This window comes from Flavobacterium sp. GW823-FHT04A11, assembly GCF_058796535.1.
The window spans coordinates 3617334-3631056 of the sequence record NZ_CM179503.1; the positions used below are offsets into that span (position 1 = coordinate 3617334).

Genomic DNA, 13723 nt, shown 5'->3' on the forward strand with positions numbered 1-13723 from the left:
ATTTAAATTCCTAAAAAATACTCAAAAATACTTCCATTAATAAGAAATGAAAATGAGTTTTATGTAAATGCATTAATATGAAACAGGAAGAAAGTATACAATTATTCGAAGAAAAAAAGGTTAGATCAATTTGGAACCAAGAAGAAGAAAAATGGTATTTTTCCATAGTTGATATAGTTAGTGTTTTAACAGAAAGCATTGATCCAACTGCTTATTGGCGTAAACTTAAGCAACGCCTAAAAGCTGAAGGAAATGAAACCGTGACGAATTGTCACGGTTTGAAAATGAAAGCTAATGATGGTAAAATGCGGTTAACAGATGTTGCAGATACCGAACAGCTTTTTCGCCTTATTCAATCTATCCCTTCACCAAATGCAGAACCTTTTAAAGTTTGGCTGGCTCAGATAGCGTCTGAACGTCTGGATGAAATGCAAGATCCTGAGCTTTCTATTGATCGTGCACTAGAACAATATTTACGTCTTGGTTATTCTGAAAATTGGATAAATCAACGTTTGAAAAGTATTGAAATTAGAAAAGAATTAACCGATGAATGGAAAAATAGAGGATTAAAAGAAGGTGTCCAATTTGCAACTTTAACAGATATAATTTCAAAAACCTGGTCTGGAAAATCAACGAAAGAGTATAAAGTTTTTAAAGGACTAAAAAAAGAGAACCTTAGAGACAACATGACAAACATGGAGCTTATTTTGAATATGTTAGCAGAAGCTTCTACAAAAGATATTTCGCAAAATACTAATCCTGAAAGTTTTAATGAAAGTATTGAAGTGGCTATGCAGGGAGGAAATGTAGCAAAAGTTGCAATGGAAGAATTAGAATCTAAAACAGGGAAAAAAGTTGTATCTTCTTTAAATGCAAAAGAAGTATTGAAACAACAAGCACAAGAAATGCTTATATCTAAAAAAGATAGTAAAGAAATATAATATGGATTTCAGGCTAAAAGTATTCTACACCGTTGCGCTCCGCCTTAATTTTACTAAAGCGGCAACGGAATTGTATATCACACAGCCGGCGGTTTCTAAACATATCCAGGAACTCGAAGAAACCTACAAAACCAAACTTTTTGAACGAAACGGTTCTAAAATAGCTCTAACTCCGGCCGGAGAAATTCTGCTCAAACATACCAAAAGTATTTTCGAAATTTATCGCAAAATCGATTTTGACATGAGTTCATTTAGCAGCGAACGCCAGGGTTTATTGCGATTGGGAGCAAGTACAACAATTTCGCAATATATAATTTCTCCCGTTTTAGCAAGATTCCATCAAAAACAGCAAGACATAAAAGTCAATCTACTAAACGGAAATACAGAACAAATCGAAAATGCTTTGATTAACAAAGAAATCGAAATTGGAATTGTAGAAGGACAATCAAAAAATCAATCCATAAAATATATTCCGTTTTTAAAGGACGAATTGGTTTTGGTTTGTAACAGTAATAATCCTTTAGTAAAACAAAAAGAAATTACTGTAGAAGATTTAAAATCAATGAAATTCATAACTCGCGAAAGAGGTTCCGGAACACTTGAAGTTATAGAATATGCATTAAAACAAGTTGGTGTAAAATTAGCCGACTTGCAAATCGAAATGCAATTGGGAAGTACAGAAAGTATAAAATCCTATCTTTTAAATTCTGATTGTTTTGCCTTTATGTCCATACATGCAGTCGATAAAGAATTGAAAAATAACGAATTAATTGTTTTAGATGTTGAAAAATTAGCTGTTGACAGGTATTTTTACATTATCACACTCTTAGGAAAGTCAGATGCTTTGTCTGAATTGTTTATTCAAAACTTATCATCTTATTATAACCTGAAGTTATAGGCGATTGTATTTTACGATTGGCGTTTCCAATAAAAAGGACAGACCTTTGTAAGGTAAAATATCAATTACCTTATTTTGAAAACAAAACAACATACGGCAGCACATTTATTCGAAGTCAACCTTTTTATACAACAGGCAATTTTTGCTTTAATAATAGTATTGTGTTTATTTTCGATTATTTCACCGCCAATTGCTTTATTATTAGGTATTTTGATCGTAAATATTTTTGGAAATCCATTTATAGCATTCAATCACAAAGCGATTACTTTTTTATTGCAATTTTCAGTTGTAGGTTTAGGTTTTGGAATGAATGCCGCATCCGCAGTTTCAGCGGGAAAAGAAGGTTTCTTGTTGACTATTTTTTCTATTTTCAGCACTTTAATCTTCGGTACCCTTTTAGGAAAATGGCTTAAAACAGATAAAAAAACATCCCATTTAATTTCATGTGGAACAGCAATTTGTGGCGGAAGTGCCATTGCAGCGATTTCTCCCGTAATTAAATCAAACGAAAACCAGACATCAATTGCTCTGGGCGTTATTTTTCTATTAAATTCCATTGCTTTATTTGCTTTTCCATTTATTGGACATCAACTTGATTTGTCTCAAAAAGATTTTGGTTTATGGTGCGCCATTGCCATTCACGACACGAGTTCTGTAGTGGGTGCTGCCAATAAATACGGAGCCGAAGCTTTGCAGGTAGCTACAACCGTAAAATTAGCGAGAGCATTGTGGATCATTCCGATTTCGCTTTTGACAGCAGTAATTTTCAAAAATAAATCTCAAAATTCAACTCAAAATCAAAGCAGTAAAATCAAAATTCCTTACTTTATAGGTTTGTTTATTTTGGCCATGCTTTTTAATACTTATGTACCTGCAACAGCTATTGTTGCCCCGCATATTGTGGGAATTGCTAAAATTGGCTTGACAATAACTTTGTTTTTAATAGGCGCAACTTTAAATATAAACACCTTAAAATCAGTAGGAGTGAAGCCTTTATTTCAGGGAATTTTTCTCTGGATATTTATTGCAGGCTTAAGTTTGAGCGCAATTCTTTATCTGAATTGATTTTTTTCACCATATAAGTTATATAAGTTCATATCAAAAGTTTATGTTGTGTTTAGAAAAGCGCATAAAATGTCCTTCGAATAGAAATGTAAAGAAAGAATTTAATCTTTCGAGCAGTATATTAAATGAACTTATATAACTTATATGGTGAAAAAAAAGACATTATTTTACATTCGAAAACTTTACAACTGGCTTACCAACAGCAGTATAATGTTTCTTGCTAAAAGAATATCGTTTTTCGATGCTAAATGAAAATTGTTTTTTTGTTTTAGCCATTTGAGCTACTTCTTCCGGCAAACTAACTTCAAATTCATCATCTGCATTTGGTTTATGATAAGTACCATTTGTAGTGATGATAATATCTCTGAAATATTTTTTATTATTGTCGTTTACCACTTTATAAGAGCTTGACCAATCAATATTACTAACATTAGTTAGTTGATATTGAAAAGCTTCCATAATCGGTTGGTATTTTCCATCCAAACCAACAACGAGATATAAAGTTCCGTCAAACGGACCGCCGCCGCCACCATTTACATGCAAAAGCGTAAAAGCATATTGATCCTCGCCAATTTCTATAAGTTTAGGTTTTGGAGATTGTGCAAAAGAACCAAACGCAGCAACAGCAGGCTGAAAAGACCTCATTTCCCAAACATTACCATTTTTTGCAAATTTAGAAACGCCTAAAAGTCCGCCGGTAAATCTGCTGGTTTGCAAGCCGTCTTCATCATAAACAGAATGATTAAAAAACAATAATTTAAACTGATTTCCCTTAGAATCTGTATAGTCAATATTCGATAAAAGCCTGGTTGCAACGCCATTTTCATAAGGAAATAACTGATCGCCTTCTTCGCCATTTACATCTGTATAAGAAGCAGGTTTGCAATTTTTGCATTTCCAGCTTGTAAAAGTATTATGATCTGATAAGGTATATAATTTACCCGGAAACAATTTCTGCATTGTTTTTACAGCATCTAACGGATCAGGTATTGATAATGTTCTTTTCGGATTTAAAATTGTATCACTAACATTTTTTAGCTGTACAATTTCTTGTGAAGTGCAGATGGAAGTAAAGAGGATAAAAAGAAAACTCAAACGAATTAGGCGCATATATTAAAATTTTTAGCAAAATTAAGACAAACTTAGTAATAAAGTTCATCATAAGCGTTAAATGAACTTATATCATTTATGGCGCTCAAAAATTAAAAAAAATTAAATTAACACAATATTTGTTAGGATCCTTTTGAATTATATTTAAATGAGATAAATTTGCCCCCTCAAACAAATTCACAAATGAAAAACTTTAGAATGAAGCCAACAGTAATCGCATTTTTTGCATTAGCTATTGGATTTTTGACATTATCATGGGGAATCGTTGGCCATGAGCGTATTAACAAAGCTGCAGTGATGGCATTGCCACATCCGCTTCAGGTTTTTTTCTACAATCACATCGATTTTATCACACAAGAAGCTTCTGTACCGGATATTCGTAAATATGCCCTGAATTACAAAGATGAGAATCCAAGACATTATTTTGATATGGAAAATTTTGGTCCTGCTGATACGTGGCCAAAAATCATGGAAGAAGCAAAGACAAAATACGATGCTAAATTCCTGAATGATAATGGTATTTTACCTTGGTATATCGAAGATATGATGGCGAAATTAACCAAAGCTTTTAAAGATAAAAACAGAGCTGAAATTTTATTTCTTGCTGCAGATTTGGGTCATTATGTTGGTGATGCACACATGCCTTTGCACACTTCTGCCAATCATGACGGGCAATTGAGCGATCAAAAAGGAATTCATTCTCTTTGGGAAAGCAAACTTCCTGAGTTATTTGCTAAAAATTACAAGTACAATGTTCCACAAGCACAATATTATGAAGATATTCATAAAGCGATCTGGGATATGATTAATGATACGCACAGTTTAGCGCAGCCATTATTAGAAATTGATAAAAAACTAAGAACTGCAACTCCTGAAAATGAGGTTTTTAAAATGGATGCTGATGGAAAAGTACTGAAAAGCAAATACAACACAGCTGTTTTCTCTGATGAATATGCTAAGAAACTTCATAAGGAATTAAACGGAATGGTTGAAAATCAAATGAAAAAAGCAATTACTGCAACTGCAAGTTTTTGGTTTACTGCCTGGGTAAATGCCGGAAAACCTGATTTAAGCGATTTAGACGCTCCATCGGTTACACAAAGAAACAATCAGGCACTGAAAGACGACTTTAAATTGTTTCAGCAAGGAGATCTTTTCGGAATGAAAAATCAGAATGACTAAGATAGTTTTCAGTCTCAGTTTCTAGTTTACAAATAAAAAAGCCTCATATTCACTTGAATTTGAGGCTTTTATTTTTGTTTATAATGGCTATGTATTAATGTTCATTTGGAGCTATTTCCTGCTTTCCGCTATATCTTTTATTTTTTAAAGAAAAAAATAAAAGGATACCGCTTCAATCAGGGCTAAAAATCCGGTTTTCATAATAAAAATCCGTGTCATCTGTGCTTTATGGAATTTAAAATTGATACTTTTTTTTCTTCAATATATCCGAAGCCGTTTGATAAAAAGAAATAGTTTCATTTACCAAATCTGTTCTTTCTCTTTTCAGGCACTTTTCATCATAATAAATTTGATATTCAGGTTCGATTCCTGACTTAGGTTTCAATTTCAAGTCAAATTGTTTTACCTCTTGTTTAGGAGATAAAATCGTTAAAACATTATCTTTTATCAAACCCAAATCCTGATAAGTTGCAATAAAAGCTCTTGGTTTATAAGCAGGTTTTAAAACATCCTGACCAAAAAACTTGCTTTCATAACTAAAATGCAAAAGTCCGAAAAGTGTTGGCATCAAATCAATTTGAGACATTAACTTATTGCATTTTTCAGGTTTAGCATCCGGAGTGTAAATAAAAGCCGGAATTCTGTATTTGTCCAAAGGAAGCTGTGTTTTTCCGGCACTCGAAGCACAATGATCTGCAACGATTACAAAAACTGTATTTTTATACCAGCTTTGTTTACTGGCCATTGAGAAAAATTTTCTTAAAGAATAGTCCGTATATTTTACACCGCCTTCACGAGATTTAATATCTCCGGGAATATCAATTTTGTTATTCGGATAAGTAAAAGGTCTGTGATTACTCACCGTCATAATATGGTTAAAGAAAGGTTTATTTTCCTTTGCTTCAACATTCATGACCTTAATAGCTTTGTAATACATGTCTTCATCACAAACGCCCCAAACATTCGAAAATGAAATTTCGCTGGGTGCAAAACTCGATTCATCAATAATCTGATAACCGTTTCCGGAATAAAAATCCCTCATATTATCAAAAAAAGCATCGCCGCCGTACATGAATTTAACGTTATAGTTTTTCTGTTTAAAAACAAAACCTGTCGAAAATTTATTTTTATTGTCCTCTCTTTTTACAACACTTTCTCCCGCTGTTGGAGGCAAACATAAAGTTACAGCCTCGAGACCGCGAACAGTGCGATTTCCGGTGGCATATAAATTAGTAAACTGTAAACTTTTTTGAGCTAAACTGTCTAAAAAAGGAGTGATATTTTGATTGTTTCCGTATGCTTTCATAAAATCAGCGCTTAAACTTTCAATAGTGATCAGAACTACATTTTTGTGAATTTCAGCAGAATCACTTTTTATCTTATGAATTGTACTTTCTTCTGAATTTGTTGGAAACTGTTGTTTTAAAATTCCGTAAGCCTTGTTCGCTGGAAGCGTTTTGTAAAACTTGAAATAATCCAGTTTGTTATTCTGAAAAGCCAGGTAAAACTTGTATAATCCGTTTGACTGCAATTCATTCACGAAAACATTTTTAGAATTTTCTGTCTTGGCAAGAACGGGAATTGCACCTATCGAAACACAGAAAAACATAATGTAAAGTGCCGAAACCTTTAATTTTTCCTTGAAATTCGGAATGTTATCAAGGTAAATTCTTGATTTTTTGAGAATAAAATAGGTTACGATTCCAGTTATTATAAATAAAGCAGAAAATATCGGAATTACCGGATAAGACTGCATAATATTTCCAATAACTTCATTGGTATAAATCAGATAATTGACAGCGATAAAATTATATTTTACACCAAATTCATTCCAAAAGAAGTATTCACTAATTCCGTTTTGAAGAATTAAAAGCACATATAAAAAAATCACAAAAGCAAATAACCAGAATCGGATCCTGTTTCTCAGTTTGGGCAAAAAGAGCATTGTGGCAAAAAGGAGTGTTTTAATTCCGATAAAAATCAAAACTATTTCGGGTAATGCGCCTCCATATTCATCAAAAATACTTTTACCGGAAGCAACATAAAGAAAACAAACAATGAAAAAGCTCAGAATAATATATCCCGATGGTTTGTTGTATTTAGAATTTGAAATAAAAATTAAATACAGCCATAAAAATAAACCGGCGATTATAAAAATACAAAAGTCAGATAATAAACCAAGTGTAAATATTTTTATAATTTCAGTAAAACTAAACGAACTCTGAGTTATGGGATGAAATAACAAAACAATTCGTAATGCAAAACTGATGATAAAGTAAAATATACCAAGGTTGTAAAGAGGAGAAAAATTCTTGTGAAATGCCATGAAATTATTTTTTTACAAAATTAATTGCGGTTGATTAATTCCAGATTAAGGCCTTCCTTTATCTTACTTAACGTTAACTTAAGATTTACTTAAATTAGAGGGTTTTGCATATTGCTTTGGATTTTAATATTTTTTAGATCACAAAATATTTATCTTTGATATTTGATGGGGATTCAAATTCAGAAATTAATTTTAAATTCAGCACATGCATATATTAATCGTTGAAGATGAGTTGGGTATCATTCAGTTTTTGCAGCAGGGTTTGCAGGAAGAAGGATATCTTGTTACTGTTGCTAATGATGGTTCGAAAGGTTTTGAACTGATTCAAAATCAGAAATTTGACCTGATTCTGCTGGATTGGATGCTGCCTAAAATTAATGGTTTAGACTTGTGTAAAGCTATTAGAATTAAGGATCAAGTTACACCAATTATATTTTTAACCGCAAAAGACACGGTTCAGGAAACTATTGAAGGCTTAAAAGCAGGGGCAAACGATTATATGAAAAAGCCTTTTAGTTTTGAAGAATTGGCTGAACGCATTAAAATTCATTTCAGAAAACAAAAAACAGACGAAATACTTTCTTTAGGTACAATCAAAATTGATTTATCGAAACATGTTGTTTTTAAAAATGACGAAGAAGTTACCCTGACGCAACGAGAATTTGAACTGCTTACTTTTTTGATTCGGAATAAAGGAAAAGTTTGTACAAGAAATCAGATTTTGAAGGAAGTTTGGGAAATCAATTTTGAGTATGATACCGGCGTTATTGATGTTTTCATGAATGCCATAAGAAAAAAGCTCAAATTAAAAATTGAAGAAGATTATATAAAAACAATTCGTGGTGTAGGTTACATCGCTAACGATTAACAAATGGCACAACTTTCTTTTAAAAACAGAATTGCGGTAAACTACATCATTACAACCGGACTATTGGTTTTTGTGGTTTTTTTTACGATTTATTCCATTGTAAAACACTCCGTTTACAGTCATATCGATAAGGATATTAAAGTCGAAGTTCAAAATCATCTTAAGGAAATTCAGATTGTAAATGGTGTTGTGATTTTGGTTGATAAAGAAGAATGGGAAGAACGGGAACACAATACAGTTGACGTAAATCCTGTTTTTGTACAGTTTCTGGACAATAATAAAGAAACATTAGAGAAGTCTCCCAACCTAAAATCGCAGACACTTGTATTTCATGACAGTGTTGAGAATTTTGAATTATTTGATACCAAAATTGGGCATAATACGATCAGGCAAATTCAGGTTCCGCTTTCTATAAAGTCAAAGAAAATTGGGTATTTGCTTATCGGAATGTCTTTAACCAATTCAAGGCTAGTGCTTAATAATTTATTTGAGATCATGTGTCTGGCATTTCCGGTAATTTTATTGCTGCTTTTTTTTATAGCGCGTTTTTTCGCCGGCCGAAGTATAAAACCAATAAATGCGATTACAGATACCTCAAAAATGATTACAAGGAATAATCTCGAAATGAGGATTCCGTTACCAAAATCCAAGGATGAATTATACACACTTTCTAAAACTATAAATAATTTATTAGATCGAATTGAAGATGCGATTGAAAGAGAAAAACAATTTACATCTGATGCCTCACACGAACTTAGGACGCCATTAACTGTTGTTAAAGGAACACTTGAAGTATTAATTCGTAAACCTCGCGATATAGCAGAGTATGAAGATAAAATTAACTTCTGTATTCATCAGGTCGATCATTTAAACATGTTAGTCGATCAATTGCTTTTATTAGCCAGATTCGAGAATCAAAAACAGAATGTTTTACTGGAATCCGTTTATTTAAATGCCTTGATTCTGGATGTTTTGACTTTAAATTCGGAAAAGATAAACAGTAAAAAAATAGACATTAAATTTGATGCAGCACGTGATTTTTATATTCACTCCGATAATAATCTGGTCATCATAATTTTGAGAAATATTATTTCAAATGCTTTTAAATATACTAACACAGAAGGACAGGTTTTAATTTCACTTTTGGAAGAAAATGATAAAATAATCTGTAAAATATCTGACAATGGAATTGGAATTGCAAATGAAGATTTAGGTGATGTTTTTAATCCTTTTTTCAGGTCAAATTCTGCAGAACATCCTGATATTAAAGGAAATGGTTTGGGATTATCTATTGTGAAAAGAATTACGGAATTGCTGCATATTAAATTTAAAATAGAGAGCGAAGTAGGCGTGGGAACTACCGTAATTTTAATTTTTAATGAAGAAATTAAAACGTTATAGTAAATTGAAAAAATCTAATAAAACCGGGGCTCCGACTTTTTTTTAACAATAAACTATCGTTAAGTTAAATTAAAAATTGCTTTTTTATGAAATTATCCCCTATATTTGCAACCGAATCAAAGAATAAAAAAATAAAACAAATCATGATTTCAAATCAATTACATCATCATCATTTTCATTATTGCTCTCAGGCGATGTGTTAATGGTATGCATGTAAATCATCATATTTTAAAACCCGTTTGAGTACATCAAACGGGTTTTTTAATTCTTATCCTTTGTACTCAAACTTTTAACCCAACAAAACAACTAAAAAATGAGTACATTAAAAATTGCAATTCAAAAATCAGGTCGTTTAAACGAAGACAGCATTCAGATTCTTAAAGATTGTGGCATTTCGATCAACAACGGAAACGATCAGTTAAAAGCCGAAGCTTCGAATTTTCCTTTAGAAGTTTTATATCTGAGAAATTCAGATATTCCACAGTATTTAATTGACGGAGTAGTAGATTTAGCCATTGTAGGGGATAATTTATTAGTAGAAAAAGGAAAGCATATCGAAGTGATTCAAAAACTTGGATTTTCGAAATGCAAGGTTTCTGTGGCTGTTCCTAAAACTTTTGAGTACAATTCTATTCAGGATCTGGCAGGATTGAGAATTGCGACTTCATATCCAAATACCGTAAACGAATACTTTAATTCATTCGGTTTAACCGTTGATATTCACCAGATTTCAGGCTCTGTAGAAATTGCGCCAAACATTGGTCTTGCCGATGCAATTGTCGATATCGTTTCAAGCGGAAGTACCTTATTCAAAAATAATTTAAGAGAAGTTGAAGTTATCCTGAAAAGTGAAGCCGTATTGGCAGTTTCACCAAAAGTTTCTCCGGAAATTCAAAAACACATCGATACTTTAAAATTTAGAATTCAATCAGTTTTAAGAGCGAGAAATTCCAAATATATTTTAATGAACGTTCCAAACGATAAAATTGACGAAATCGGAAAAATCCTTCCCGTTTTAAGAAGTTTAACCGTTTTGCCTTTAGCTCAGGAAGGATGGAGCAGCGTACACTCCGTAATTGACAAAGACACTTTTTGGGATGTAATCGATAAACTAAAAGAAGCCGGAGCCGAAGGAATTTTAGTTTGCCCAATTGAGAAAATGGTACTCTAAAAGGAAATTCCAATAAAAAAAATCCAAATTCCAAACGTCGACAACGGCTTTGTGAACTCTGTGATTTTAAGTTCAAAAGAATAAAAAGAAACTTAGTGTTCTCTGTGTTAAATAAAAACGAATTTTATACAACAGCTTTGCGAGCTTTGTGTTTTTAAGTTCAAAGAATATAGAAAAAACCTTGCGCCCTTTGCGGTTAAATTTTTAAAGCATGAATAAAATAGACAATCCAAAACCAGAAACCTGGTCAGAAATATTAAAAAGACCAACCAAAACTATCGATGATATCGAAGTTACGGTAAAAGAAATCTTTAAAGAAGTACAGAAAAAAGGTGATGAAGCCGTTGCGAAATACACTTCCATTTTTGACGGAATCACTTTAGACAATTACGAAGTTTCTCCTGCAGAAATTCAGGAAGCAATTAGTTTAATTTCTGATCAATTAAAAAGCGCTATACAATTAGCAAAAGATAATATTTACAAATTTCACAAAGCTCAAAAGACAGAAAGAATTTCTATTGAAACTATTGAAGGTGTAAACTGCTGGCAGGAAAAAAGACCAATTCAAAAAATAGGTTTGTACATTCCGGGTGGAACAGCACCTTTGTTTTCGACAGTTTTAATGTTGGCCGTTCCTGCTGAAATTGCAGGCTGCAAAGAAATTGTATTGTGTTCGCCACCTGATAAAACGGGAAAAATTAATCCTGCAATTTTATACGCTGCAAATTTATGTGGCGTAACAAAAATTCTAAAAGTAGGCGGAATCCAGGCAATTGCCGGAATGACATTTGGCACACAATCCATCCCAAAAGTCTATAAAATTTTCGGACCCGGAAATCAGTTTGTAACTGTGGCAAAACAATTGGCAACACAATTTGGAGTTGCAATCGATATGCCGGCCGGACCTTCAGAATTGTTGGTTGTTGCAGATGATACGGCGGTTCCTGCATTCGTAGCTTCAGATTTATTATCTCAGGCAGAACACGGAACAGATAGTCAGGTGATTTTAGTTTCGACTTCAAAAAAAATTATTGATGCTGTCGAAAAAGAAATCCAATCTCAGGTTGAAGCTCTTCCGCGAAAAGCAATTGCACAAAAAGCAATCGAAAATTCTAAATTAATTTATGTTGAAAACGACAAAATTGCCTTAGATTTAATCAACGAATATGGTCCGGAACACTTTATAATCTGTTCAGAATTTGATGATTTTTATTGCAACGGAATTGTAAATGCAGGTTCGGTTTTTATTGGAAATTATACTCCGGAAAGCGCTGGAGATTATGCTTCAGGAACAAATCATACGCTGCCAACAAACGGATACGCAAAAAATTACAGCGGTGTAAATCTGGATAGTTTTATGAAATCAATGACATTCCAGAAAATATCAGAAAAAGGAATTCAGAATATTGGAAAAGCGATCGAAATTATGGCTGAAGCCGAAGGTTTACAGGCGCATAAAAATGCTGTGACTTTGAGGTTGAAGAGTTTAGAGTAAAGAATAAAGAGAATAGAAGCAAGAGGCAAGAAGAAAGATTTAGAGAAACAAGAAGAATAAGGTTGAGATTTAAGAAATAAAGAGAAGTCTAACATCTTGCTTCTTGCATCTTTTCTCTTGTATCTTGCCTCTAAGAAAAAAATAAAAAAAAATGGAATTCGATATAAACAACATAACACGTGAAAACGTAAAAACATTAAAACCATATTCGTCGGCACGTGATGAGTTTGAGGATTTTGATACGGCGCAAATGATTTTTTTGGATGCCAATGAAAACCCGTTTCAAAATGGCGTGAATCGTTATCCTGATCCACAGCAAAGTTCGGTTAAAGCTATTTTGGCAAAGAATAAAATGGTAAAACCAAGTCAGATTTTGTTAGGAAACGGGAGCGATGAAGTTCTGGATTTACTTTTTAGAGCTTTTTGCGAACCAAAAATTGATAATATTATTTCGTTACCGCCAACGTACGGAATGTATAGCGTTTTAGCCAATATCAATGCGGTAGAAAACAGAGAAGTTTTGCTTTCGACAGATTTTCAGCCTCAGGTAGAGAAAATTTTAGATGCTGTTGATGACAACACAAAAATTATCTTTTTATGTTCGCCAAATAACCCAACCGGAAATTCTTTCTCTGATAAAAGTGTGGTGACATTACTGCAAAATTTCAAAGGTTTGGTTGTAATTGATGAAGCGTATATTGATTTTTCAGACAAAGAAAGCTGGCTGATAGAAATTGATGAATATCCAAATTTGGTCATTACACAAACACTCTCAAAAGCATACGGTCTGGCCGGAATTAGACTTGGAATTTGTTATGCTTCTGAAGCTGTGATTTCAGTTTTAAACAAAATAAAACCTCCCTACAATGTAAATGAATTAACGCAGCAAAGAGCTTTACTTCGTTTAAAGGATTCGGATAAAATAAAACAGGAAATAGTTTCTATTATTGAGCAAAGAGAGGAATTACTTAAAGTTTTACTTGAAGTTAGTTTTGTAGAGAAAGTATATCCAACAGAAGCTAATTTTGTATTGGTAAAAGTAGATAACGCCAACAAAAGATATGATGAATTAATTGCAAAAGGAATTGTAATTCGTAACAGAACGACACAGCCTTTATGCGAAAACTGCCTGCGTTTTACAATTGGAATACCGGAAGAAAATGCAGTTTTAATTAAAGAATTGAAGTTGTTGAGTTAGAAGTTTAACCGCAAAGTTCGCAAAGAATTACGCGAAGAACGCAAAGTTTTTTTGCCACAGATTAAAAT

11 protein-coding genes are annotated in these 13723 nt (G+C 32.7%); 9 read left to right on the forward strand and 2 right to left on the reverse strand.

What is annotated here, in order from left to right:
- Positions 1 to 77 precede the first annotated feature (77 nt).
- The 3 genes from AC3QL1_RS15665 (at position 78) to AC3QL1_RS15675 (ending at position 2904) form a co-directional block, all read left to right on the forward strand.
- The gene (locus AC3QL1_RS15665; RefSeq protein ID WP_492492792.1) at positions 78 to 941 is read left to right on the forward strand and encodes a BRO-N domain-containing protein; all 864 of its coding nucleotides are present in this window, start codon (positions 78 to 80) and stop codon (positions 939 to 941) included.
- 1 nt (position 942) lies between these two features.
- The gene (locus tag AC3QL1_RS15670; protein WP_492492794.1) at positions 943 to 1839 is read left to right on the forward strand and encodes a LysR family transcriptional regulator; all 897 of its coding nucleotides are present in this window, start codon (positions 943 to 945) and stop codon (positions 1837 to 1839) included.
- Between the two features lie 75 nt (positions 1840 to 1914).
- On the forward strand, positions 1915 to 2904 hold the full coding sequence (locus tag AC3QL1_RS15675; RefSeq protein WP_492492796.1) for a YeiH family protein: 990 nt from the start codon (positions 1915 to 1917) through the stop codon (positions 2902 to 2904).
- A gap of 162 nt (positions 2905 to 3066) precedes the next feature.
- Here AC3QL1_RS15675 and AC3QL1_RS15680 read toward each other — a convergent pair whose 3' ends face one another.
- Positions 3067 to 4014, reverse strand: a complete 948-nt coding sequence (locus AC3QL1_RS15680; protein ID WP_492492797.1) for a hypothetical protein — start codon at positions 4012 to 4014, stop codon at positions 3067 to 3069.
- 183 nt (positions 4015 to 4197) lie between these two features.
- Between AC3QL1_RS15680 and AC3QL1_RS15685 the strand changes: the two genes are divergently transcribed.
- Positions 4198 to 5196: a zinc dependent phospholipase C family protein gene (locus tag AC3QL1_RS15685; RefSeq protein ID WP_492492799.1), complete on the forward strand. Its 999-nt coding sequence runs from the start codon at positions 4198 to 4200 to the stop codon at positions 5194 to 5196.
- A 235-nt stretch (positions 5197 to 5431) separates the two neighbouring features.
- Here the strand turns inward: AC3QL1_RS15685 and AC3QL1_RS15690 are convergent, their stop codons facing one another.
- The gene (locus AC3QL1_RS15690; protein WP_492492801.1) at positions 5432 to 7522 is read right to left on the reverse strand and encodes an LTA synthase family protein; all 2091 of its coding nucleotides are present in this window, start codon (positions 7520 to 7522) and stop codon (positions 5432 to 5434) included.
- 205 nt (positions 7523 to 7727) lie between these two features.
- Here AC3QL1_RS15690 and AC3QL1_RS15695 point away from each other — a divergent pair, with 205 nt between their 5' ends.
- The 5 genes from AC3QL1_RS15695 to hisC all read left to right on the forward strand — a co-directional run bounded on the left by AC3QL1_RS15695 (position 7728) and on the right by hisC (position 13655).
- Positions 7728 to 8390 carry a response regulator transcription factor gene (locus tag AC3QL1_RS15695; protein WP_492492803.1) on the forward strand — a complete coding sequence of 221 codons (663 nt, stop codon included), beginning with the start codon at positions 7728 to 7730 and terminating at the stop codon, positions 8388 to 8390.
- A 3-nt stretch (positions 8391 to 8393) separates the two neighbouring features.
- Positions 8394 to 9791 (forward strand): sensor histidine kinase, encoded by a 1398-nt coding sequence (locus tag AC3QL1_RS15700; protein WP_492492804.1) that lies wholly within the window; start codon positions 8394 to 8396, stop codon positions 9789 to 9791.
- A gap of 313 nt (positions 9792 to 10104) precedes the next feature.
- The gene (gene hisG, locus AC3QL1_RS15705; protein ID WP_065450122.1) at positions 10105 to 10962 is read left to right on the forward strand and encodes an ATP phosphoribosyltransferase; all 858 of its coding nucleotides are present in this window, start codon (positions 10105 to 10107) and stop codon (positions 10960 to 10962) included.
- A 211-nt stretch (positions 10963 to 11173) separates the two neighbouring features.
- The gene (gene hisD, locus AC3QL1_RS15710; RefSeq protein ID WP_492492807.1) at positions 11174 to 12457 is read left to right on the forward strand and encodes a histidinol dehydrogenase; all 1284 of its coding nucleotides are present in this window, start codon (positions 11174 to 11176) and stop codon (positions 12455 to 12457) included.
- 151 nt (positions 12458 to 12608) lie between these two features.
- Positions 12609 to 13655, forward strand: coding sequence for a histidinol-phosphate transaminase (gene hisC, locus AC3QL1_RS15715; RefSeq protein ID WP_492492808.1), 1047 nt, complete (start codon positions 12609 to 12611; stop codon positions 13653 to 13655).
- Positions 13656 to 13723 lie beyond the last annotated feature (68 nt).

Coding starts and splice junctions, on each gene's coding strand:
- AC3QL1_RS15680 (WP_492492797.1), bottom strand. CDS start 4,014: ATGCGCCTAATTCGTTTGAGTTTTCTTTTTATCCTCTTTACTTCCATC.
- AC3QL1_RS15690 (WP_492492801.1), bottom strand. CDS start 7,522: ATGGCATTTCACAAGAATTTTTCTCCTCTTTACAACCTTGGTATATTT.
- AC3QL1_RS15685 (WP_492492799.1), top strand. CDS start 4,198: ATGAAAAACTTTAGAATGAAGCCAACAGTAATCGCATTTTTTGCATTA.
- AC3QL1_RS15700 (WP_492492804.1), top strand. CDS start 8,394: ATGGCACAACTTTCTTTTAAAAACAGAATTGCGGTAAACTACATCATT.
- AC3QL1_RS15665 (WP_492492792.1), top strand. CDS start 78: ATGAAACAGGAAGAAAGTATACAATTATTCGAAGAAAAAAAGGTTAGA.
- AC3QL1_RS15695 (WP_492492803.1), top strand. CDS start 7,728: ATGCATATATTAATCGTTGAAGATGAGTTGGGTATCATTCAGTTTTTG.
- hisD (WP_492492807.1), top strand. CDS start 11,174: ATGAATAAAATAGACAATCCAAAACCAGAAACCTGGTCAGAAATATTA.
- hisG (WP_065450122.1), top strand. CDS start 10,105: ATGAGTACATTAAAAATTGCAATTCAAAAATCAGGTCGTTTAAACGAA.
- AC3QL1_RS15670 (WP_492492794.1), top strand. CDS start 943: ATGGATTTCAGGCTAAAAGTATTCTACACCGTTGCGCTCCGCCTTAAT.
- hisC (WP_492492808.1), top strand. CDS start 12,609: ATGGAATTCGATATAAACAACATAACACGTGAAAACGTAAAAACATTA.